Source organism: Nocardioides sp. InS609-2 (assembly GCF_023208195.1).
Classification (GTDB): Bacteria; Actinomycetota; Actinomycetes; order Propionibacteriales; family Nocardioidaceae; genus Nocardioides.
The window spans coordinates 1,759,356-1,780,766 of the sequence record NZ_CP060034.1 but is presented as its reverse complement, the minus strand read 5'-3'; the positions used below and the strand labels follow the sequence as shown (position 1 = coordinate 1,780,766).

Genomic DNA, 21,411 nt, shown 5'->3' with positions numbered 1-21,411 from the left:
GCTCGACCACCATTGAGCGATCCCCGCGCCGGAGCCGCTCGCTGCGCTCGCGACTCAGGCCCAGCGCTCGCTCGCCGGCACGAAGTCGAGCGTGCGGTCGCCGGTGTAGATCTGCTTGGGGCGAGCGATCTTCTGGTCCTTGTCCTGCACGAGCTCGAGCCACTGGGCGAGCCAGCCGGGGGTGCGGCCGATCGCGAAGAGCACGGTGAACATCTCGGGCGGGAACGCGAAGGCCTCGTAGATCAGGCCGGAGTAGAAGTCGACGTTGGGGTAGAGCTTGCGCTTGATGAAGTACTCGTCCTCGAGCGCGATCTTCTCCAGCTCCTTGGCGATCTCGAGGAGCGGGTTGACCCCGGTGACCTCGAAGACGTCGTCGCAGGCCTTCTTGATGATCGTCGCGCGTGGGTCGAAGTTCTTGTAGACGCGGTGCCCGAAGCCCATCAGCTTCTCGTTGCCGTTCTTGACGCCCTCGATGAAGGCGGGGATGTTCTCCTTCGAACCGATCCGTCGCAGCATCCGCAGCACGGCCTCGTTGGCGCCACCGTGGAGCGGGCCGTAGAGAGCAGCGACACCCGCGGCGACCGCGGAGTAGGGGTCGACCTGAGACGAGCCGACGGAGCGGACCGCGTTGGTCGAACAGTTCTGCTCATGGTCGGCGTGCAGGATGAACAGCACGTCGAGGGCCTTGACCAGGCGCTCGTCGGCCTCGAACCTCTGCTCGCTCATCTTGAAGAGCATCGAGAGGAAGTTGGCGGTGTAGCTCAGGTCGTTGTCGGGGTAGACGAACGGCTTGCCCTGCGCGTGCCGGAACGACCAGGCGCCGAGCGTCGGCATCTTGGCGATCATCCGCACGATCTGGAGGTGCCGGTTCTCGTCGTCGTGGATGTTGCGGGCGTCGGGATAGAACGTCGACAGCGCGCCGACCGAGGCCATCAGCATGCCCATCGGGTGGGCGTCGTAGCGGAAGCCCTCCATGAAGGACTTGACGTTCTCGTGGACGAACGTGTGGTAGGTGATCTCGTGCACCCAGGCGTCGTACTCGGCCTTGGTCGGCAGCTTGCCGTGGATGAGCAGGTAGTTGACCTCGAGGAAGTTCGACTTCTCCGCGAGCTGCTCGATCGGGTAGCCGCGGTACTCGAGGATGCCCTTGTCGCCGTCGATGTAGGTGACGGCACTGCGGCACGAGGCGGTGTTGACGAAGCCGGGGTCGTACGTCGCGAGACCCGGGGTCTCGTCACCGAGCCTGATCTGGCCGAGGTCGGCGGCCTTGATCGTGTTGTCGGTGATGGCCAGGTCGTAGGACTGACCCGTGCGGTTGTCGCGGACGGTCAGCGAATCGGTGGATGCGGCGGCGGTGGCCGGGGCATCGGTGGCCGTTACGTCGGTCACGTCGGCTCCTGTCGTGAAAGTCGTCATTGACTCAGATGGGTGAACCCCCAACGTATTCCTTCACCCGCGACGACCTCAAAGCAGGTACCCACCCACCGGACGCCCACGACCGCCGTACCGCGTTTTGACCGGTGGGCCGGCGCCCGCGTATCTTTGCTGGTCGCGACTCCTGCCGCGCCTCGACCCCGCACGGTCGAGGTGCAGACCCGGACGATCTGGAACCGGGCAGTGTTCGTCAGAAGCCGCGCACATCGCATCACCCGGCGTGAGCTCCTCTCGCCGGGACCGACGAACAAGAAGGTAATCAGCCGTGCGCACGTACAGCCCCAAGCCCGCTGACATCCAGCGTGAGTGGCTCGTCATCGACGCCACCGACGTGGTCCTCGGACGTCTCGCCGTCCAGGCCGCCAACCTCCTGCGTGGCAAGCACAAGCCGACGTTCGCCCCACACATGGACATGGGCGACTTCGTCATCATCATCAACGCGGAGAAGGTTGCCCTGTCGGGCAACAAGAAGGTGACCAAGCTGGCCTACCGCCACTCGGGTTACCCCGGTGGTCTCTCCGCCACGCCGTACGGCGAGCTGCTGGAGAAGGACGCCCGCAAGGCGATCGAGAACTCGGTGTGGGGCATGCTCCCCAAGAACCGCCTCGGCCGTCAGATCATCAAGAAGCTCAAGGTCTACACCGGCCCGGAGCACCCGCACGCGGCACAGAAGGCCACGGCGTTCGAGATCACCCAGGTCTCCCAGTAACTTCCCAAGGACGAGTGAGGATTACCGTGGCTGAGACCACCGAGAACACCGAGACCGAGACCAAGGCCCCCGAGGCCGAGGTCGAAGAGACCTTCACGACCGACGAGTCGGGCGTTGCCTACTCTTCCGAGAGCGCCCCGTCGGCCGACGCCCCGCTGCGTCCCGCGACGATCGCTCCCGCAGCGGCCACCGGCCGTCGCAAGGAGGCCGTCGCCCGCGTGCGGATCGTGCCAGGCACCGGAGTGTGGACCGTCAACGGCCGCACCCTTGACTCCTACTTCCCGAACAAGCTGCACCAGCAGGTCGTCAACGAGCCGTTCGCCGAGCTTCAGCTCGTCGACCGCTTCGACGTCATCGCCCGCATCCACGGTGGCGGCATCACCGGTCAGGCCGGCGCGCTGCGCCTCGGCGTGGCCCGGTGCCTCAACTCCATCGATGAGGACGCCAACCGCCCCTCGCTCAAGAAGGCCGGTCTGCTGACCCGCGACGCTCGTGTCATCGAGCGCAAGAAGGCTGGTCTCAAGAAGGCCCGCAAGGCGCCGCAGTTCAGCAAGCGCTGATCGCGGCTGCCGCACAGATGGCGCGTATTTTCGGCACGGACGGGGTCCGGGGCCTGGCCAACGGTCAACTGACCGCTGAGCTGGCCCTGGACCTTTCCGTTTCCGCCGCCCACGTGCTGGCCGACCTGGGGGAGTTCTCCGGGCACCGGCCGCTCGCGGTCGTCGGCCGCGACACCCGCATCTCCGGGCAGTTCCTGGAGGCCGCGGTGGTCTCCGGGCTCGCCTCCGCGGGGGTCGACGTACTCCTGTTGGGAGTGCTGCCGACGCCCGGCGTCGCGTTCCTGACCGGTTCGCTCGGCGCCGACCTGGGCGTCATGCTGTCTGCCTCGCACAACCCGATGCCCGACAACGGCATCAAGTTCTTGGCCCGTGGCGGCGTCAAGCTCGACGACGCCATCGAGGTCGCCATCGAGAAGCGGATGGGCGAGCCCTGGCAGCGCCCCACCGGTGGTGCCGTCGGCCGCGTCTCGGTGCACCCGACCGCCGTCGACGAGTACGCCGCCCACCTCGTCAGCACGATCGGCCATCCTCTCGACGGACTCACGATCGTGCTCGACTGCGCCGAGGGTGCCGCCCACGCCGCCGGCCCGCAGGCACTGCGCGGCGCCGGCGCGGAGGTCATCGCCATCCATGCCGACCCCGACGGCCTCAACATCAACGACGGCTGCGGCTCCACGCACCTCGAGCCGCTGCGCGCCGCCGTGCTCCAGCACGGTGCCGACGCCGGTTTCGCCCTCGACGGCGACTCCGACCGCTGCCTGGCCGTCGATCACGAGGGCAACGTCGTCGACGGCGACCAGATCCTGGCCGTGCTCTCGCTCTCGCTGCGCGACCAGGGCCGGCTCGCCAAGGACACCGTCGTGGTCACCGTCATGAGCAACCTCGGCTTCGTGCAGGCGATGAAGGCCCATCAGGTCGGCGTGCGCCAGACCAAGGTCGGCGACCGCTACGTGCTCGAGGCCATGCGCGTCGGCGGCTACACGCTCGGTGGCGAGCAGTCCGGCCACGTGATCATGAGCGAGTACGCCACCACCGGTGACGGCATCCTCACAGCGCTGCACGTCATGCAGCGGATGGCTGCGACCGGCAAGAGCCTTCAGGCCCTCGCCGGCGTCGTGGTCCGGCTGCCGCAGGTGCTCGTCAACGTGCGTGACGTCGACAAGGCGCGCGCCGACGAGGACGCCGTACTCGCTGCCGCCGTCGCGGAAGAAGAGGCCGCTCTCGACGATCGTGGCCGAGTGCTGCTGCGCCCGTCCGGCACCGAGGAGATGGTGCGCGTGATGGTTGAGGCGCCCACCCTCGACGAGGCCGAGGCGGTCGCCGGCCGGCTCGCCGACGTGGTCAAGGCCCAGCTCTCCCTCTAGGTCGAAACCGGTCGCTTTCGCCGCGCTCCGCCCCTAGTTCGCTCCTCGTGGGCATCGAACCAGGCACATCGACCCCCACGACGAGTCCGCGCCGCGGGCGTGGTGGGAAGTGGGCGCCGCGACCAACGCGGACCGGCCGTTGGACGCGTGGCCGACGTGGGAGATGTCCTGCGCGAACTACCGCACGCCGCGCACCGACGCCACGTCGACGCTGGTCGTTGAGGTGGACGGCGAGCTCGCGGTCGGTGTGGGGCGGCTGTCGGTGTTCGAGACCGACAACCCGCGGCTCGCCGAGGTGGACGCGTACGTCGCGCCGGAGCGCCGTCGCCGGGGGGGGGGGGGGCCGCATCGTTCTCGCGGACATCGAGGCGCGCGGCCGCGGTAGGGCGCTCCTCTCCAATCGCCAGCGCCTTCACTCCCGTCGGCGCCGAGGTCGCGCCGGCGACCAGGGGCCGGCTGGACGTCGAGGTGGCGCGGGCACTGGGCGCCTACCGCGTCGAGGTCTTCGAGGGTCACACCCCCGAGCACTGGGTCGACGACGTCTGTCAGCTGCCGTTGCTGGCCCTGCGGGTAGCCCCGGGCGAGTTCTTCGACCAGATCGAGCGGGCGTTGACGGCGGGCGGCTGGAGCTCGATCCGTGCCTCCGCAGCGTCATGATTTCTGGTCGTCCCAGCAGCCGGGGTCCATGACGTTGCGATGAGTCTCAGAGCTTGCGCAGCCGCACGTAGCGCACCGAGTGGTCGGCGTCCTTGCGCAGCACGAGCGCGGCGCGGCTGCGGGTGGGCAGCACGTTCTGGTTGAGGTTGGGGCCGTTGATGGTGTCCCAGATGCGGCCGGCCTCGGCGATCGCCTCGTCGGAGGTGAGGCTCGCGTACTTCGCGAAGTACGACGACGGGTCGCGGAACGAGGTCTCGCGCAGCTTCTGGAACCGGTCGACGTACCACTTGCGGATGTCGCTGGTCGCGGCATCGACGTACACGCTGAAGTCGAAGAAGTCGCTCACCGCGAGGCCGGTGCGGCCGTCGTCTCGGGTCCGGGCGGGCTGGAGGACGTTGAGGCCCTCGATGATCACGATGTCGGGGCTCTTCACCACGACCCGCTCGTCGGACACGACGTCGTAGACGAGGTGGGAGTAGATCGGGGCCTCGACCTCGTCCTTGCCCGACTTGATGTCGATGACGAACCGCAGTAGCGCCTTGCGGTCGTAGGACTCCGGGAAGCCCTTGCGGTGCAGGATGCCGCGCCGCTCGAGCTCGGCGTTCGGCAGCAGGAAGCCGTCGGTGGTGACCAGGGCGACGTTGGGGTGCTCGGGCCAGTGGGCGAGCATCTGCTGCAGCACGCGCGCGGTCGTCGACTTGCCGACGGCGACCGACCCGGCCAAGCCGATCACGAACGGCGTCCGCGGCGGCGTCTGGCGGTGCAGGAAGTCCTCCTGCTCGCGGTGCAGCCGCCCCGCGCCGGCGACGTACAGGCTGAGCAGTCGCGAGAGCGGCAGGTAGACCTGCTCCACCTCATAGAGGTCGAGGGAGTCGCCCAGGCCACGCAGGCTGCGGACCTCGTCGGGCGTCAGGGGGTTCGTCGTCTCGCGAGCCAGCGCGGCCCAGGCGGCCCGGTCGAGCTCGACGTACGGCGACGCCTCGTGGGAGCCGATGCTCCCGGCGGCGTCAGACATGGGTTGCATTGTTGCAGTCGCGGGCCGGCGGGATGCGGGGAGCCTAGGAGAGCCTCGCCGGTGGCGTCGGCTGGGACTGCGCCGAATAGACTTCGTCACCATGTGCGGAATCGTGGGCTACGTCGGTGACAAGCAGGCCAGGAACGTCGTCATCGAGGGCCTGCGACGCCTCGAGTACCGCGGCTACGACTCTGCCGGCATCGCCCTGGCGCACAAGGGACGGGTGGCGTCCGACAAGCGGGCCGGCAAGCTCGCCAACCTCGAGAAGGCCATCGACGAGACCCCGCTGCCGGAGTCCACGACCGGCATCGGGCACACCCGCTGGGCCACCCACGGTGCGCCCAACGACGTCAACGCCCACCCGCACCTTGGCCGCACCGGCCGGCTGGCCGTCGTACACAACGGCATCATCGAGAACTTCGCGAGCCTGCGCACCGAGCTCGAGCGCGACGGCCACGAGATGCTGTCGGAGACCGACACCGAGGTCGCCGCGCACCTGCTCGAGGCCGAGGTCGCCGGCGGGATCGACCTCACCACCGCCATGCAGAATGTCTGCCGCCGCCTCGAGGGCGCCTTCACGCTAGTCGCCCTCGACGCCGAGGACCCGTCGTGTGTGGTCGCCGCCCGACGCAACTCCCCGCTCGTGGTCGGCATCGGCGAGGGCGAGAACTTCCTCGGCTCCGACGTGTCTGCGTTCATCGAGCACACCCGCGAGGCGCTGGAGCTCGGCCAGGACCAGGTCGTCACCATCACCCGTGACGGCGTCAGCGTCAGCGGCTTCGACGGTACGCCGGCCGAGGGCCGCCGCTACCACGTCGACTGGGACCTCACGGCCGCGGAGAAGGACGGCCACGACTGGTTCATGCGCAAGGAGATCTTCGAGCAGCCGCGCGCCGTGGCCGACTCGCTGCTGGGCCGGCGCAACGAAGAGGGCCTGCTGCACCTCGACGAGATGCGCCTCTCCGACGAGGACCTGCGCGACATCGACAAGGTCATCATCATCGCGGCGGGCACCTCGTTCTACGCCGGCATGGTCGCGAAGTACGCCATCGAGCACTGGACCCGGATCTCGGTCGAGGTCGAGCTGGCCAGCGAGTTCCGCTACCGCGACCCGATCCTCACCCACTCGACGCTGGTGGTCGCGATCAGCCAGTCCGGCGAGACCGCCGACACCCTCCAGGCGATCCGGCACGCCCGCGTTCAGCGCTCGAAGGTGCTCGCGATCTGCAACACCAACGGCTCGACGATCCCGCGCGAGTCCGACGGCGTGATCTACACCCACGCCGGTCCCGAGATCGGCGTCGCCTCAACCAAGGGCTTCCTGACCCAGCTGGTCGCCTGCTACCTCCTCGCGCTCTACCTGGCCCAGGTCAAGGGCACCCGCTACGGCGACGAGATCTCGCAGGTCATGGACCAGCTCGACGAGATGCCGGCCCACGTCCAGACGGTGCTCGACTCCCACGAGACGATCTACGCCTTGGCCCGCGAGTACGCCGGCGCGAGGTCGGTGCTGTTCCTCGGCCGGCACGCGGGCTACCCCGTTGCCCTCGAGGGCGCGCTCAAGCTCAAGGAGATCGCCTACCTCCACGCCGAGGGCTTCGCCGCCGGAGAGCTCAAGCACGGCCCGATTGCGCTGGTCGAGCCCGGCCTGCCGGTGTTCTGCATCGTGCCGCCCCAGGGCCGCGACCAGCTGCACGAGAAGATGGTCAGCGGCATCCAGGAGGTGCGCGCCCGCGGCGCCCGCACGCTCTGCATCGCCGAACAGGGCGACGAGTCGATCGCGCCGTACGCCGACGTGCTCATCCCCGTGCCAGCCGTGCCCGTGCTGCTCCAGCCGCTCGTGTCGGTGATCCCGCTGCAGCTGTTCGCGTGCGAGCTCGCCACGCAGCTCGGCCACGACGTCGACCAACCGCGCAATCTCGCCAAGTCCGTCACGGTCGAGTAGTGGCCATCGTCGGGATCGGCATCGACGTCGTGGACATCGAGCGCTTCGGGGTCTCGCTGGACCGCACGGCGGGCCTGCGTGCCCGGCTGTTCACGCCCGACGAGTCGACGCGGGCCCTTGCCTCGCTTGCGGCGCGCTTCGCTGCCAAGGAGGCCATCGCGAAGGCACTCGGCGCACCCGTCGGCCTGGCCTGGCATGACGCCGAGATCGTCTCGGAGGAGACCGGCCGGCCGCGGTTCGAGCTGCGCGGCACTGTCGCCGCCCGTGCCACCGAGCTCGGGGTTGCCTCGGTTCACGTCTCGCTGTCGCACGACGCCGGCATTGCCTCCGCCGTGGTCGTGCTCGAGGCTTGAGCGGCCTTCCCCCTGCCCGGCCAGCGGGACTAGCGTTGCTGTTGCCGGTTCGAATGGGAGAGGACACCGCGATGGGTTTCATGGACAACGTGAAGGGTGTCCTGAAGAAGGACGCCGTCTCCACGCCGCCGCCGACCGACGAGGGTGCCGCTGCCGAGTCGGTCGTGCCCGTCGTCGAGGACCCCGCCCCGCAGCAGCAGCGCACGCACACCGTGAAGTCGGGGGAGGCGCTCGGCGACATCGCCCAGCGCTACGGCGTCGACTACCTGGAGATCGCCCGCGTCAACGCGATCGACAACCCTGACCTGATCTTCCCAGGCCAGGTGTTCAAGATCCCGCACGGCTAGTTTGGGCGGATGCGCCACGCCCACACCGTCGATCAGATCCGGTCCGCCGAGGCCGCGCTGATGGCCACGCTGCCCGACGGAGCCCTGATGGCTCGCGCAGCGGCGGGCCTCGCCGCTGCGCTCGTCGACCATCTCGGCGGCACCTACGGGCGACGCGTGCTGCTGGTGGTGGGCTCGGGCGATAACGGCGGAGATGCGCTGTACGCCGGAGCCCGGCTCGCGCGTCGTGGCGCGCAGGTCAGCGCGGTGATGGTGTCCGACCACGCGCACCCCGAAGGGCTGGCCGCCCTGACGGCAGCGGGGGGACGGGTCGTCGACGTGGTGCCGTCGGACCTCGACGTGGTCGTCGACGCGATCGTCGGCATCGGTGGCCGGCCCGGCCTCAGCCAGGCTGCGCATCATGCTCTCGAGGCGGTGGCGGGCGTCCCGGTCGTCGCCGTCGACGTGCCGTCGGGAGTCGACGTCGACACGGGCGAGACGCCCGGGCCTCATGTCAGCGCCGACCTGACCATCACCTTCGGCACCCACAAGGTCGCCCACCTGGTCGAGCCCGCGGCCTCGGCGTGCGGCGCCGTCCACCTCGTCGATCTCGACCTCGACCTCCCCGCCGCGACGGTCACCGCCCTGCAGCCCGACGACGTACGCCGCCTGCTCCCGCTGCCAGCAGCCGACGCGCACAAGTACACCCGCGGTGTCGTCGGCGTCCGCGCCGGCTCTGCCGCCTACCCCGGCGCCGCCCTGCTCTGTGTCTCGGGTGCGGCCAGCGGACTCGTCGGCATGGTCAGGTACGTCGGCCCCGACGAGACCGCCGCCCGCGTGAGCGCCACGCATCCCGAGGTGGTGGGCGACGGACGCGTGCAGGCCTGGGTGGTCGGTCCGGGCACCGACTTCGACGCAGCGGCTGCACTGCAGGCGGCCCTGGCCGACGGCGTACCCACCGTTGTCGACGCCGACGCGCTTGCCCATGTCACCGGACCGGTCGCCTCGCCGCTCGTGCTCACTCCGCACGCCGGCGAGCTCTCGAAGATGATCGGCGTCGACCGCGACGAGATCGAGGCGTCGCCGCTGCGCCACGTCCGAGCCGCCGCCCAGCAGTACGACGCCGTCGTCCTGCTCAAGGGCCGGCACACGCTCGTCGCGGCACCCGACGGGCAGGTGCGCGTGACCACCACCGGGGTCCCGTGGCTGGCGACGGCCGGGGCCGGTGACGTGCTCGCCGGCCTGGTCGGCGCACTGCTCGCAGCGGGCCTCGATCCGTTCGACGCGGCCTCGGTCGGCTCGTGGCTGCACGGCGCCGCCGCGACCCTGGCCAGTGGTGGCGGCCCGATCGTGGCCGGCGACGTGGCCGCCGCGCTCCCGGACGTCGTGCGCCTGCTGATGACGTGAATGAAAGGATCCAGTGCATGACCCGCCCGCGTGCCCGCATCAGCGTCGAGCTCGTCGCGATCCGGCACAACGTCGAGACGCTGGCGCGGCTGGTCGCGCCGAGCGCTCTGATGGTGGTGGTCAAGGCCGACGGCTACGGCCACGGCATGCTCCCCGTTGCCCGGGCTGCCCGCGAGGCCGGCGCTCCCTGGCTCGGCGTCGCCACGATCGACGAGGCGTTGCAGCTGCGGCGCGAAGGCGACACCGGCCGGCTCTTGTGCTGGCTGACCGTGCCGGGCGAGGACTACGACACCGCCCTCCGCGACGACGTCGACGTCACGGCGTACGCCCTCGCTGAGCTGGCCGAGATCGCCGCCGCGGCCGAGCGCACAGGTGTCATGGCCCGGGTGCAGCTCAAGGTCGACACGGGTCTTTCGCGCGGCGGCGCCCCGACGGCCATCTGGCCCGACGTCGTCGAGGAGGCCCGCCGCCTCGAGATCGCGGGTCTGCTGAGCATCACCGGCATCTGGTCGCACTTCGCGGCCAGCGACGAGCCCGACCACCCGGCCAACGACGCGCAGCAGAAGGTCTTCGACGAAGCCCTCGACATCGCCCACGACGCAGGCCTGCGTCCCGAGGTCCGCCACCTCGCCAACTCGGCCGCCGCGATCCTGCGCCCCGGAGCCCGCTACGACCTGGTGCGCTGCGGCATCGCGGCGTACGGCCTCGACCCGGCCCCCGGCCGCACCCCCGACCTGGGCCTGGTCCCCGCGATGACGGTGCGGGCCCAACTGGCGATGGTCAAGCCGCTGCGTGCCGGTGAGAGCGTCTCCTACGGACACACCTGGACCGCCGACCGGGACACCACCGTCGGCCTCGTGCCCATCGGGTACGGCGACGGCATCCCGCGCCACGCCAGCAACCGCGCCCACGTCGAGGTCGCCGGCAGGCTCCGCCCCGTGCGCGGCCGGGTCTGCATGGACCAGTTCGTGGTCGACCTCGACGGCGACCTGCCCGAGGCCGGCGACGACGTCATCGTCTTCGGCCCCGGCACGATGAGCGAGCCGACGGCGCAGGACTGGGCCGAGGCCGCGGACACCATCAACTACGAGATCGTCACGCGCGTCGGCGGCCGGATGCCGCGGGTGTACGTCGACGAAGGAGGCACGTCGTGAGCATCAGGGGCAAGCTCCTCGGAGCCGCCGCCGGTGCGGCCGGCATTGCCGTCGCGGGCAGCGCCGTACGCGTGGCGCACCGGCACCGCATCATCGCCGGCCGGGGCGCGGGGGAGGACACCCCGTTCGGCTCGTTGCGCTCGGCGCCGCTCAGCGTGGTCGCCGACGACGGCACCGACCTCTACGTCGAAGTGGACGAGGTGCCGGTCCGTGGGAAGCGGGCGGCCAGCCGGTCCTCCGATGACCAGCTCACCGTCGTCTTCGTCCACGGCTACGCCCTCAACATGGACTGCTGGCACTACCAGCGCGCGGCCTACCGCGGCCAGGTGCGCAGCGTCTTCTACGACCAGCGCTCGCACGGCCGCTCGGCGCGCTCACCCGAGGACAACTGCACCATCGAGCAGCTCGGCGACGACCTCCTGCGCGTCATCGAGGCCACCGCGCCCGGCCCCGTGGTCGTGGTCGGACACTCGATGGGCGGCATGGCCACGATCTCGTTGGCCCAGCACCACCCCCAGCTGTTCGGCGACAAGGTCGTCGGCGTCGCGCTGATCTCGACCACAGCCGGCGGTCTCGACAGCGGCCGCGTCCTCTTCCCGATGCTGCCGCTGCCCCTGGGCCTGGGCGGCCGGGTCATCGGTCGCGCCGTCTCGACGCTCGACCGCGGTCACAAGGTCATCGACTTCCTCCGCAGCCGCGGGCGCGACGTCGCCGAAGTGGTCACCGACGACCTCGCGTTCGGCAAGGACGCTCCGCGCGACCACGTGGAGTTCGTGCTCGACATGCTCGACAGGACGCCTTTCGCGGTGGTCGCAGACTTCTGGCCGGCCTTCGCGAGCCTCGACTCCTTCGACCACCTCGGCGCGCTTGCCCGGGTGCCGACGTCGGTGATCAGCGGCACCGACGACAAGATCGTCCGTCTGAGCCACAGCCGCAAGCTGCACGCACGCATCCACGGGTCGAGCCTGCTCGAGTGCGAGGGCGCCGGCCACATGGTGATCATCGAGCGACCCGACGAGGTCGACGCAGAGCTCGACGACCTGCTCGACGCCGCGGCGCAGCAGATTGCGGGACGCACCGCGTGAGCCTTCAAGTCCGCCGCGTCGGAGCCGACGCCGCCGAGATCGTGCATGCCGTGGTGCATGCGGCCTTCGTCGCCCGCCCGGTGCTGGACCCGCCGGCAGACGCGCTGTCCGAGGACCCCGAGGTCTTCCGCGCGGCGCTCGCGTCATCCCGTGGCCTGCTCGCCGAGATCGACGGCCACCCCGTCGGCGCCGGCCTGCTCAGCCCGGTCGGGCCCACGCTCTACCTGCGCCGCGTCGGCGTGCTCCCCGACCTCCAGGACCACGGCATCGCCCACGCGCTGGTCGCTGCCGCGCACGAGGCCGGCGTCGGTTTCACCGAGCTGGCCGTGGTCGCTCGCGAGGAGCTGCCGGCCACGATCGGGTTCTGGGAGTCGCAAGGCTTCACGGAGGTCTCGCGCAGCACGCCGTACGTCGAGCTGCGGCGCCCGCTGCCCACGTCGTACGACGTCCCGGACGCCGACGCCATGCGCGCGCTCGGCGAGCGACTGGGCGGCCTGCTGGTGCCAGGCGACCTCGTCGTGCTGACCGGCGAGCTGGGTGCGGGCAAGACGACCTTCACCCAAGGCCTCGGCACCGGGCTCAGCGTGCGCGGCCAGGTCACGTCGCCCACGTTCGTCATCGCGCGGGTGCACCCGTCGCTGGTCGGCGGAGCCGACCTCGTGCACGTCGACGCCTACCGTCTCGGCGGCATCGACGAGCTCGACGACCTCGACCTGGACACGTCCCTCGACGACGCGGTGACGGTCGTCGAGTGGGGCGCCGCGATGGCCGAGGTGCTGGCCGACCACCGGCTCGACGTGGAGATCAGCCGGGCCGTAGGGGCACCGATCGAGGCCGACGACATCGATCCCCGTGTCGTCACCCTGATCCGTCGTTGAGGGCCGCCGGTAGGGTCTCCCCGTGCTGCTCGCCTTCGACACCGCCACCCCGCTGGTGACCGTCGCACTCCACGACGGTGACGTCGTGATCGCCGAGCGTTCGGGTGACCGGCCGATGAAGCACGGCGAGCAGCTGGCTCCTCTCATCGAGGCCGTGATGAACGACGCCGGCATCGTCCGGCAGGACCTCACCGCCATCGCGGTCGGCGCCGGGCCGGGGCCCTTCACCGGCCTCCGTGTCGGCCTGGTGACGGCCCGCACCCTTGCTTACGTGCTCGAGATCCCGGTCTACGCCGTCTGCTCGCTCGACGTGCTCGCCGTCGAGGCTGCCGACACCGGTGTGGTCACCACCGACTTCCTGGTGGCCACCGACGCCCGTCGCAAGGAGGTCTACATCGCCTCCTATGACGCCGACGGCGTGCGGCTCGCAGGCCCGGAGGTGCGCAAGCCCGTTGATGTCGCCAGCGAGGTGCCCGTGGTCGGCGAGGGTGCGCTGCTCTACCCCGACGCGTTCCCGCACCCCGTCGGCCCCTTCCGGCCGAGCGCCGGCTGGCTGGCGCGCGTGGTCAACGACGAGCGCGCCGAGCTGCTCGATCCCGACCCGCTCTACCTGCGTCGCCCGGACGCCGTCGCGGGCGCACCCCGAAAGGCGGTCTCATGATCCGGGAGGCCACCCCCGACGACGTCCCTGCACTGCTCGCACTAGAGCGCGCGCTGTTCGGCGCCGACGCCTGGAGCGAGGCGCTGATCGCCTCCGCCCTCACCTCCGACCATGAGCACGTGTGGGTGTCCGACGACCTCACGGCGTACGTCGTCACGATGGTCGCCGGCGACCTGGCCGACCTCCTGCGCATCGGCGTCGCCCCGGCGCACCGCCGCCGTGGTCTGGCCGGCGAGCTGTTCGCCATGGCCACCGGCCACGCCCGCTCGGCCGGCGCCGTACGCATGCTGCTCGAGGTGAGCGAGGCCAACGAGGCGGCGCTGGGCCTCTACGCCGCCGAGGGGTTCAGCCGCATCGACGAGCGCCCGGGCTACTACGGCGACGGGTCCGACGCGCTGGTGCTCAGCCGCGCGCTGGGCTGACCGGACCCGAACGGAAGGTCGTCGGGTTCACGAACCCGAGCGAGAGGTACGTCGCGACGGCGGCGGTGTTGTCGGCGTAAGCGCCCAGCGTGGCGACGCCCGGCGGCACCGACTGCGCGAGCCGGCTGAGGCCCGCGCTGACATCGCGGCCGTAGCCCCGGCCACGTGCCTCCGCGGTCACGGTGATCGCCTGCAACAGGCCGGCGCCGGACGGCTGCCGGGTAACCGCGCCGACAGCGACGAGCCGGCCGGACTCGCGGATGCCCAACCAGTCCACACCGGGCTGCCCGGGTCGCGCCCAGGCATCCGGGTTGCCCGCATCGAGCACGGCATCGATCTCCGCCGCGTCGGTCACCTCGACCACGGGCACCCGGGGCTCGGGCACGGGCCCGTCGGCGTACATCCAGCGCCATTGCCACGACTCGGCGTGCCGCCAGGGCGCCTCGTCGGCCAGCTCGACCGGCAAGGTGAGTCGCTGGGGCGCGTCGACCACCGCCGCCACCGCGTGCATCAACGGAACGAGTGACGTGGCATCGCCGAGGCAGGTGAAGACCCGCCGTCCGGGCGGGAGGCTCGCGCGTTCCCCGACGGCCTCGACCACGGTGGCACCGTCGCTCACCCAGGCCCGCTTGAGGGCCTCCGGCTTCATCTGCCAGCGCACGAACCGCTCGTCACTGGTGGCCCTCAGCTCGTCCCCGTCGATCTCACGCACGGGACCATCATGACGGTCCGACACAATGGGGGCATGCGAGACGTTCCGTTGGTGCTGGGCATCGAGACCTCCTGTGACGAGACCGGCGTGGGCATCGTGCGCGGCCACACCCTCCTCGCGGACGCCGTGGCCAGCAGCGTCGAGGAGCACGCGCGCTTCGGGGGCGTGGTGCCCGAAGTCGCCAGCCGTGCCCACCTCGAGGCGATGGTGCCCACGATCGAGCGGGCCTGCGAGACCGCCGGCATCTCGCTGCACGACATCGACGCGATCGCGGTCACCAGCGGGCCAGGTCTCGCCGGGGCGCTGCTGGTCGGGGTCGCCAGCGCGAAGGCGCTGGCACTGGGGCTCGGGAAGCCGATCTACGGCGTCAACCACCTGGCTGCCCACGTGGCCGTCGACCAGCTCGAGCACGGCCCGCTGCCCGAGCCCTGCCTGGCGATGCTGGTCTCCGGCGGCCACTCGTCGCTGCTGCGGGTCGACGACGTGACGGTCGGCGTCGACCCCCTCGGCGCCACCATCGACGACGCGGCCGGCGAGGCCTTCGACAAGGTGGCGCGCTTGCTGGGGCTCCCCTTCCCGGGCGGTCCGCACATCGACGCCGCGGCCGCGAGCGGCAACGCGACGTACGTCGACTTCCCGCGCGGCCTGTCCGCGCGCAAGGACCTCGAGCGGCACCGTTTCGACTTCTCGTTCTCGGGTCTCAAGACCTCGGTGGCCCGTTGGGTCGAGGCCAAGCAGCGGGCGGGGGAGCCGATCAACATCAACGACGTCGCCGCGTCGTTCCAGGAAGCCGTCTGCGACGTGCTGACCCGCAAGGCCGTCGACGCCGCGGTCACCCACGGCATCGAGGACATCCTGATCGGCGGCGGGGTGGCCGCCAACAGCAGGCTGCGCGCGATGGCCGAGGAACGGGCAGCGGCCCGCGGCATCCGGGTGCGGGTGCCGCGTCCGGGTCTGTGCACCGACAACGGCGCCATGGTCGCCGCCCTCGGCGCGGAGCTAGTCAGCCGCGGACGGGCGCCGTCGGCCCTCGACCTGCCGGCCGACTCGTCACAGCCGATAACCAGAGTGGTCGCCTGACCCACGCCCCCCGGCACGGATCAGGCGACCACTGTCTGTGGTTGCCGGTCAGTCCAGCAGGCCGGACTCGGCACCCTCGTCGTCGATCCAGTCCTGCTCGAACTCCATGCCATCGGCCGAGACGGCTCCGGACTTGTCCTTGTCCTTGCCCTTGCCCTTGCCTTGGGCGCCGCCGGCTCCTGCAGCACCGCCGCGTCCGCCGGCAGTGCCGCGGCTGCCGGCAGTGCCCGCTGCTCCGGCACGCCCAGCCGCGCCGCTGCGCCCGGCTGCGCCGCTGCGGCCGGCGCCTGCGCCCCCGCGGGTGGACGTACCGCCTGCACCGACGGTGCCACGGGCCGCGCCTGCCGCACCGGTCTTGCCGAGTGCGCTGCTGGAGCCGCTGCGGGTGCTGCTGCCGATGGGCTTCACGGAGCCGGCCTTGCTGACCGAGGAGCCGCCGGGCGACATGCTGCCGCCGCGCAGGGAACCGGCCATGCCGCCCGCCAGACCACCGCCGGCACCGACAGCCACGCCCGCGCCGACAGAGCCACCGCTGAGACCGCCGCCCGTGCCGCCGCTGAGACCGCCGCCGGTCCCGCCGGACGTCGTACCGAAGCCGCCGCCGGTGCCGGACTGGGTGCCGCCACCGATGGTGGTGGTGCCACCTCCGCCACCACCGCCGGTTCCGCCGCCGCCTGTCCCGCCGCCGGTTCCGCCGCCGCCTGTCCCGCCACCGGTTCCGCCGCCACCGGCTCCGCCGCCGCCGGTTCCGCCGCCGCCGGTTCCGCCGCCGCTGGTTCCGCCGCCGCCGGCACCGCCGCCGCCTGTCCCGCCGCCGCCGCCCGGAGTGCTGGGCGTCACCGGGTTGCCGGCTCCACCCGACGGGACGTCGTCGTCGTCATCATCAATGTCATCCGGCGGCTCGTAGCCGCTGATCGCCCGCATGGCCGGGATGGCGCCCTGGTACGTCGTGTTCATCGCGTTGGCCCACTTCTCCGCCTGGCTCTCCTGGGCGTTGAAGCTGGTCGTGTAGGTCGCGTGGTCGGTGTCGTACTGCTGCTGCGCTGCTTCCTCCTCCGGGGTGCTGGGACCCGGAGTGCGCATCGGCTTCGTGGGCTCGCTGAGGTCGGCCATGTTGTCCTTGGCCTTGCGGGCATTGACGATCACCTGGTGGGCGTTGTCGAGCTGGGTCGCGCCGTCCTTGAGGAGCTTGGCCCGGTCGCTCATGGCCGTGGATGCCATCGAGAACTGCTCGTTGACAGCGGGGCCGGTTTGGCCGCCGATGCGAGTGCGCATCGTCGGCGAAGCGGCATCGAGCGCCGCGCTGATGATGGTGAGGATGTCGGCGCACTTGTTCCAGTCGGTCGCCGCGTTGTCGACGGCCTTCTCGCGGGCCCCGGTCAGGTAGCTCTCGAGTCGTGCTCGCTGCGGGCCGGGCATCAGGCTTCTCCTTCGGGGGCGGGCGTGCTGCGGGCGTGCAGTGTGAGCGCTGGTGTGTCGACGTGCTGGGTCGACAGCTCGAGTGCCTTGAGAGTGGCTGCGTTGGACTCGTCGGTGTCCTTGACGTCGTCGACGAACGTCTTGAGGCCATCGTGGTAGCCACGGAGGCCCGCCACCATCTCGACTACCGCCTTTGCCACGACGTCCTGGGCGAGACCGGCGTCGAAGCCGAGCTGAGAGCCCCAGCTGGACGAGCCGAAGACGTCTTCCGAGATCGGGTGGACGTTGCGCTTCTCCAGTGCATCGGCGTTCTCGTCGAGCATCTTCATGACCTCGTCGATGACGTCCTCTGGGAGGTTCAGGTCCTTCAGAGTGCCGTAAACCTCTGCCATGATCATGATGCGCTATCCCCTTTGGCTCAACTGGAACGTGTGCTGTACGGGGGCACCTTCCCCCGCCGCCACCGTCTCAAACCTTCCCGCCAATGTCAGTTGGCGCCGGTTCCGTACGCTTGCGGCCATCCGACTCGGAGGAGGGTTCATGAGAGCACGAACAGGCGTCGCGGCGACGATCGCGGCCTTCACGCTGGCACAGGTGCTGACGGGTTGCGGTGATGACGACCCGGCAGCACGAACCCAGCCATCGGAGTCGCCCTCGACGTCCAGCGGGTCACCCTCAGCCGCAGCCTCGGAGCCCCCGACGGAGGCGCCCTCGGTGACCCCTGCCGCGGGGCCGGTGCTGAAGATGGACGTGGCGGAGGTCAACGCACCGACCGGGTGGGAGCACGAGGAGCAGCTGGTCCCGTTGGAGGACGGCGCTCGGAAGTCGGGGCAGCGCATGTCCCTGAGCGAGACGCCGTCGTTCGGCAGCACCGTCGAGAAGATCGCCAAGATCCAGTCGAAGGGTTACGGCGACGAGAAGCTGAAGCGGCTCGATGACACCGAGATCGCCGGGATCCCGGTCTTCCACCTCGTCGACCCTGGTCCGCGGGGCTACTACAAGTTCACGACCCAGGAGTCATTCACCGCCGTCTACCGCGACAAGGTGATCAGGGTGCTGTTCCAGCTGGACCGCGACGTGTCCGAGGAGAAGCGCCAGCGGCTCGTCGCGGAGGTCCTGGCGTCTCTCGTGTGGAAGTGACGATGGCCGTCACGGGCTACTCGCCCGCGCTATTCGGTGCGGGGTGCTGATGGCGGCACCCGCCGACACCGTGAGCCCCTGGCGTCTCGACGAGTACGGCGCGGCGTACGACGACCACATCGTGCAGCTCAGCTCGAACCTCGTGAAGGGCCTCAGCGAGTCGGAACGCGAGCAGATCCAGCCCGAGGTGCTGGCCTCGATCGTGTGGAGGTGACCCTCAGTGCGCCCCGGCCACCGCGAACGGCCGGTTGAGCTCGTCGCTGCTCGAGTCGGGTGCGATCGCAGCTTCGACCGAGCCGTCGATGCCGGCACGCAACAGGTTCCACCGGCCGGCGTCGTACGTCGTCACGAGCAGGTGGCGGTCGTCCTCCCACAGCCACGAGCCGATGAAGCCGCGGCCGGTGCGGAACGACACGACCGTCGTCCCGTCCTTGGCGTCAAGCACCGTCAGGCTGCGTGGGCCGATGCCGTCGAGATAGGCGTCGGAGGCGAGCAGGAGGCTGGCGTCGGGGGAGAAGTCGAGCAGCGTGTTGGCGCACGTGCGCCACTGCTGCTTCCAGCCGCGCAGCACCTCCCAGCAGGAGCCGTCGTCGCTCACCCCGGTCTGTACGGCGACCAGGCCGCCGCTTGCATCCGCCACCTGTAGCGATGACGGTCCGACGATGTCGGTGATGCCGTGCGACGAGGTGTACTGCGGGCCGGCCCCGTTGTCGTTGTTGAAGAAGACCACGCAACCGCGGTCGTGCTCGGTCTCCAGGCAGCTGCCGTCGGCGGCCCCGGGGCCGGTGATCGTGACCGGCCGCACCCGCGCCGGCTGCTTCGCCATGTCGGCATCCCCGGCTGCCCAGACGGTGTGGATGTGGCCGCGGCCCGAGGTCCAGACCAGGTTGGTGCGGTCGGCGTTGACGGCCATGCCGTACGTCGCGTTGCTGGCCGTCACAGTGCCCGAGGCGTCGATCTCGTCGAGCGTCATGCGGCCCTGGTCGTCGGACCGCACGGCGAAGACGCGGTCCCCGAGCGTCGCGAACTGGTCGTAGGCACGGGGCAGCTCGAGTGTCGAGCCGTCGCGGTGCAGGGTCCGGCCGATCAGCCAGGGCGCTGCGGGTTCGGCGCCGCGCGGTGCGGCGGGGTCGAGGCGGACCGCGTGCCGGCCGCCGGGCGTGGGAGTCGGCGTCGGCGGCTCGGTGGGAGTCGGGCTCGGCGTCGCCGTGGTGGAGGGTGTCGCCGATCGGGACGGGGTCGATGAGGGCGGGCTGTCGTCGGTGCAACCGCCGAGAGCCAGTGCGCCGAGCGTCGCCAGCACGGTCCACCGGCACGCTCTCAACGGTTGCCCTCCAGGCTGTAGGGCCGCTCGTCCTCCGAGGCGCTGACCGGCTCGGCCGACCGCTGGCTTGTGCCGTCGAGGTCTGCCCGGACGATGTCCCATGAACCCGAACCATACGAGAACCGGACGAACAGCAGGTGGCCGTCGTCCTCCCACTCCTGCGCGCCAATGAACCCGTCCTCGACGCGGTAGGTGGCCACCGGGTCGCCGGTCGTGGCGCGGAGCACCGAGATGGAGGTGAGGCCGATCCCGTCGGCGTCCGAGTTCGTCGCCATCAGGTAGCGCCCGTCGGGGGAGAAGCGCAGGAGTGCGTAGTCGCAGGTCTCCCACCGGCGCTCGCCGAGCGACAGGTCGTAGAGCTCGCTGCACGCCCGTCCGTCGTGGTACGACGTCTGGGTGGCGGCCAGGGAGTCGGAGATGTCGTTGACCTTGATGGCGTCGGGCGTGACGGTGCCGGTCCGGCCGTCGGAGGCGACGAAGCTGGGCGTACCCTCGCCGGCGGGATTGAGGTAGACAGTGCAACTGTCGCTCTCCGACGACCCGCAGTTGCCGTCGCCGACGACCGCGGCCGGGGTCACTCCGGCGGCCTGCTGGTCGAGCTCGAGCCTGCCGCCTTCCCAGGCGGTCCACACCGAGCCGTCGGGCTCGGTCCAGGCGGCGGTGGTGCCGTCGGGGCTGACCACGACCTGGTCGACGCCGGTATGGGTCACGCTGGACTCTCCAGGGCCGTCGACGATGTCGAGCACCCGGTTGCCGTCCTTGGTGCCCACGCCCAGGAACAGGACGCCGCCGATGCGGACGAAGTGCTGGTAGTCCCTGCCGTCCAACACCTCGACGCGGGGCTGGTCGCCGACCGGTGGCTCGGCCGGCACGGTCACGTCGACCGGGCCGGGCGCCGCCGGGCTGGGAGATTTGCTCGCCACCGGCCCGGGACCGTTGTCGCCGGAAGGCGAGGACACGAACAGCGCCGTGGGTACGACGACGGCCGCCACCGCTGCGGCCGCCACGACGGTCACGATCCGACGGGTGCGACGGATGCGCCCGGCGCGCTGCTGGACGTCGTACAGGCCCACGTGCTCGCCCGCGAGGCGGTCGACGTGGTCGTGGAGACTGCCGGACAGGCGCGTGCCGAGGTCGTCGTTGCTCATCGCTCCCCCTCCCGGAGGCTCTGGGGTGCGCGTTCGCGGAGGGCCGCGAGGGCGCGACTGGTCTGGGACTTGACGGTGCCGACGGTGACGCCGAGCACGTCGGCCGTCTCGGCCTCCGATAGCTCCTCGTAGTAGCGCAGCACGACGACGGCGCGCTGGCGCCGCGGCAGGGTCTGCACGAAGCTCCACAACCGCGCGGAGTCGCCGTCGTCGAGATGGTCGACGACCGCTTGCTCGGGCAGGTCGTCGCTGGTGTGCTCGCGGCGTTTCCACGCGCGACGCCACAGCGAGGTGTGCTCGTTGACCATGATCCGGCGTACGTAGCCGTCGAGCGACTCCCGATCGCGCACGCTGTCCCACGCCAGGTAGAGCTTGGCCAGGGCGTTCTGCACGAGATCCTGCGCGTCGTGGACGTTGCCGGTCAGCGCGTACGCCGTGCGCAGGAGCGCCTGCTCGCGGGCGGCGAGGTACGACGCGAAGTCGGCGTCACGCGAGCGATTGGCCACGCCGATCCCCGTTTCATTTCCGGCCGTTGCGGTGGTGCGCATTCCCGCCTCCCATCTTGGTCTGTGTCGGGTGCTGTCACAGGGAAGACGCGGGCCTGTCAGTGTGGGTTGC

The 21,411-nt window shown here is 70.8% G+C and carries 24 protein-coding genes; 16 read left to right on the top strand and 8 right to left on the bottom strand.

Annotated features, from left to right (window positions below):
* Positions 1–54: 54 nt before the first annotated feature.
* Positions 55–1,389 (bottom strand): citrate synthase, encoded by a 1,335-nt coding sequence (locus H4Q84_RS09340; RefSeq protein ID WP_248583118.1) that lies wholly within the window; start codon positions 1,387–1,389, stop codon positions 55–57.
* 310 nt (positions 1,390–1,699) lie between these two features.
* Here H4Q84_RS09340 and rplM point away from each other — a divergent pair, with 310 nt between their 5' ends.
* The 4 genes from rplM (at position 1,700) to H4Q84_RS09320 (ending at position 4,724) form a co-directional block, all read left to right on the top strand.
* On the top strand, positions 1,700–2,143 hold the full coding sequence (rplM, locus tag H4Q84_RS09335) for a 50S ribosomal protein L13 (protein ID WP_248583117.1): 444 nt from the start codon (positions 1,700–1,702) through the stop codon (positions 2,141–2,143).
* A gap of 26 nt (positions 2,144–2,169) precedes the next feature.
* Complete coding sequence (gene rpsI / locus H4Q84_RS09330; RefSeq protein ID WP_248583116.1) at positions 2,170–2,703, top strand: 30S ribosomal protein S9; 534 nt, start codon at positions 2,170–2,172, stop codon at positions 2,701–2,703.
* A 17-nt stretch (positions 2,704–2,720) separates the two neighbouring features.
* Positions 2,721–4,067: a phosphoglucosamine mutase gene (gene glmM, locus H4Q84_RS09325; protein WP_248583115.1), complete on the top strand. Its 1,347-nt coding sequence runs from the start codon at positions 2,721–2,723 to the stop codon at positions 4,065–4,067.
* Between the two features lie 468 nt (positions 4,068–4,535).
* On the top strand, positions 4,536–4,724 hold the full coding sequence (locus tag H4Q84_RS09320; RefSeq protein WP_248583114.1) for a hypothetical protein: 189 nt from the start codon (positions 4,536–4,538) through the stop codon (positions 4,722–4,724).
* Positions 4,725–4,770: 46 nt separating this feature from the next.
* On the opposite strand, the gene coaA is transcribed toward H4Q84_RS09320, so the two are convergent.
* Positions 4,771–5,748: a type I pantothenate kinase gene (gene coaA, locus H4Q84_RS09315; RefSeq protein WP_248583113.1), complete on the bottom strand. Its 978-nt coding sequence runs from the start codon at positions 5,746–5,748 to the stop codon at positions 4,771–4,773.
* Positions 5,749–5,839: 91 nt separating this feature from the next.
* Between coaA and glmS the strand changes: the two genes are divergently transcribed.
* From glmS to H4Q84_RS09270, 9 genes are all read left to right on the top strand, one after another.
* Positions 5,840–7,684, top strand: coding sequence for a glutamine--fructose-6-phosphate transaminase (isomerizing) (gene glmS, locus H4Q84_RS09310; protein ID WP_248583112.1), 1,845 nt, complete (start codon positions 5,840–5,842; stop codon positions 7,682–7,684).
* Entirely contained in the window at positions 7,684–8,037 is a 354-nt protein-coding gene (locus H4Q84_RS09305) for a holo-ACP synthase (protein ID WP_248583111.1), read from the top strand. Before glmS ends, H4Q84_RS09305 begins: the two co-directional genes overlap by 1 nt.
* 71 nt (positions 8,038–8,108) lie before the next feature.
* Positions 8,109–8,384 carry a LysM domain-containing protein gene (locus H4Q84_RS09300; protein ID WP_248583110.1) on the top strand — a complete coding sequence of 92 codons (276 nt, stop codon included), beginning with the start codon at positions 8,109–8,111 and terminating at the stop codon, positions 8,382–8,384.
* 9 nt (positions 8,385–8,393) lie between these two features.
* Positions 8,394–9,770 (top strand): NAD(P)H-hydrate dehydratase, encoded by a 1,377-nt coding sequence (locus tag H4Q84_RS09295; RefSeq protein WP_248583109.1) that lies wholly within the window; start codon positions 8,394–8,396, stop codon positions 9,768–9,770.
* Between the two features lie 17 nt (positions 9,771–9,787).
* Positions 9,788–10,924, top strand: coding sequence for an alanine racemase (alr, locus tag H4Q84_RS09290; protein ID WP_248583108.1), 1,137 nt, complete (start codon positions 9,788–9,790; stop codon positions 10,922–10,924).
* Positions 10,921–12,009, top strand: coding sequence for an alpha/beta hydrolase (locus tag H4Q84_RS09285; RefSeq protein ID WP_248583107.1), 1,089 nt, complete (start codon positions 10,921–10,923; stop codon positions 12,007–12,009). Before alr ends, H4Q84_RS09285 begins: the two co-directional genes overlap by 4 nt.
* Complete coding sequence (gene tsaE, locus H4Q84_RS09280) at positions 12,006–12,887, top strand: tRNA (adenosine(37)-N6)-threonylcarbamoyltransferase complex ATPase subunit type 1 TsaE (protein ID WP_248583106.1); 882 nt, start codon at positions 12,006–12,008, stop codon at positions 12,885–12,887. Before H4Q84_RS09285 ends, tsaE begins: the two co-directional genes overlap by 4 nt.
* Before the next feature lie 22 nt (positions 12,888–12,909).
* Complete coding sequence (gene tsaB / locus H4Q84_RS09275; protein ID WP_248583105.1) at positions 12,910–13,548, top strand: tRNA (adenosine(37)-N6)-threonylcarbamoyltransferase complex dimerization subunit type 1 TsaB; 639 nt, start codon at positions 12,910–12,912, stop codon at positions 13,546–13,548.
* On the top strand, positions 13,545–13,970 hold the full coding sequence (locus tag H4Q84_RS09270) for a GNAT family N-acetyltransferase (protein WP_248583104.1): 426 nt from the start codon (positions 13,545–13,547) through the stop codon (positions 13,968–13,970). Before tsaB ends, H4Q84_RS09270 begins: the two co-directional genes overlap by 4 nt.
* Here H4Q84_RS09270 and H4Q84_RS09265 read toward each other — a convergent pair.
* Entirely contained in the window at positions 13,951–14,682 is a 732-nt protein-coding gene (locus tag H4Q84_RS09265) for a GNAT family N-acetyltransferase (protein ID WP_248583103.1), read from the bottom strand. The two genes, H4Q84_RS09270 and H4Q84_RS09265, sit on opposite strands and share 20 nt — an antisense overlap.
* A 33-nt stretch (positions 14,683–14,715) precedes the next feature.
* Here H4Q84_RS09265 and tsaD point away from each other — a divergent pair, with 33 nt between their 5' ends.
* Positions 14,716–15,762, top strand: coding sequence for a tRNA (adenosine(37)-N6)-threonylcarbamoyltransferase complex transferase subunit TsaD (gene tsaD, locus H4Q84_RS09260; protein ID WP_248583102.1), 1,047 nt, complete (start codon positions 14,716–14,718; stop codon positions 15,760–15,762).
* 48 nt (positions 15,763–15,810) lie between these two features.
* Here the strand turns inward: tsaD and H4Q84_RS09255 are convergent, their stop codons facing one another.
* Positions 15,811–17,181, bottom strand: a complete 1,371-nt coding sequence (locus tag H4Q84_RS09255; RefSeq protein WP_248583101.1) for a hypothetical protein — start codon at positions 17,179–17,181, stop codon at positions 15,811–15,813.
* Positions 17,181–17,573: a hypothetical protein gene (locus H4Q84_RS09250; protein ID WP_248583100.1), complete on the bottom strand. Its 393-nt coding sequence runs from the start codon at positions 17,571–17,573 to the stop codon at positions 17,181–17,183. The genes H4Q84_RS09255 and H4Q84_RS09250 overlap by 1 nt, the downstream gene beginning before the upstream one ends.
* 148 nt (positions 17,574–17,721) lie before the next feature.
* On the opposite strand from H4Q84_RS09250, the gene H4Q84_RS09245 reads away from it, so the two are divergent.
* Positions 17,722–18,321, top strand: coding sequence for a hypothetical protein (locus H4Q84_RS09245; protein ID WP_248583099.1), 600 nt, complete (start codon positions 17,722–17,724; stop codon positions 18,319–18,321).
* Positions 18,322–18,370: 49 nt separating this feature from the next.
* On the top strand, positions 18,371–18,535 hold the full coding sequence (locus tag H4Q84_RS09240) for a hypothetical protein (protein ID WP_248583098.1): 165 nt from the start codon (positions 18,371–18,373) through the stop codon (positions 18,533–18,535).
* Between the two features lie 3 nt (positions 18,536–18,538).
* Here H4Q84_RS09240 and H4Q84_RS09235 read toward each other — a convergent pair whose 3' ends face one another.
* The 3 genes from H4Q84_RS09235 to H4Q84_RS09225 are packed head-to-tail and all read right to left on the bottom strand — an operon-like array spanning position 18,539 to position 21,341.
* On the bottom strand, positions 18,539–19,624 hold the full coding sequence (locus H4Q84_RS09235; protein WP_248583097.1) for a hypothetical protein: 1,086 nt from the start codon (positions 19,622–19,624) through the stop codon (positions 18,539–18,541).
* Between the two features lie 17 nt (positions 19,625–19,641).
* A complete protein-coding gene (locus H4Q84_RS09230; RefSeq protein WP_248583096.1) occupies positions 19,642–20,793 on the bottom strand; it encodes a hypothetical protein in 1,152 nt (383 codons plus the stop codon).
* Complete coding sequence (locus H4Q84_RS09225; protein WP_248583095.1) at positions 20,790–21,341, bottom strand: SigE family RNA polymerase sigma factor; 552 nt, start codon at positions 21,339–21,341, stop codon at positions 20,790–20,792. The genes H4Q84_RS09230 and H4Q84_RS09225 overlap by 4 nt, the downstream gene beginning before the upstream one ends.
* Positions 21,342–21,411: the final 70 nt, after the last annotated feature.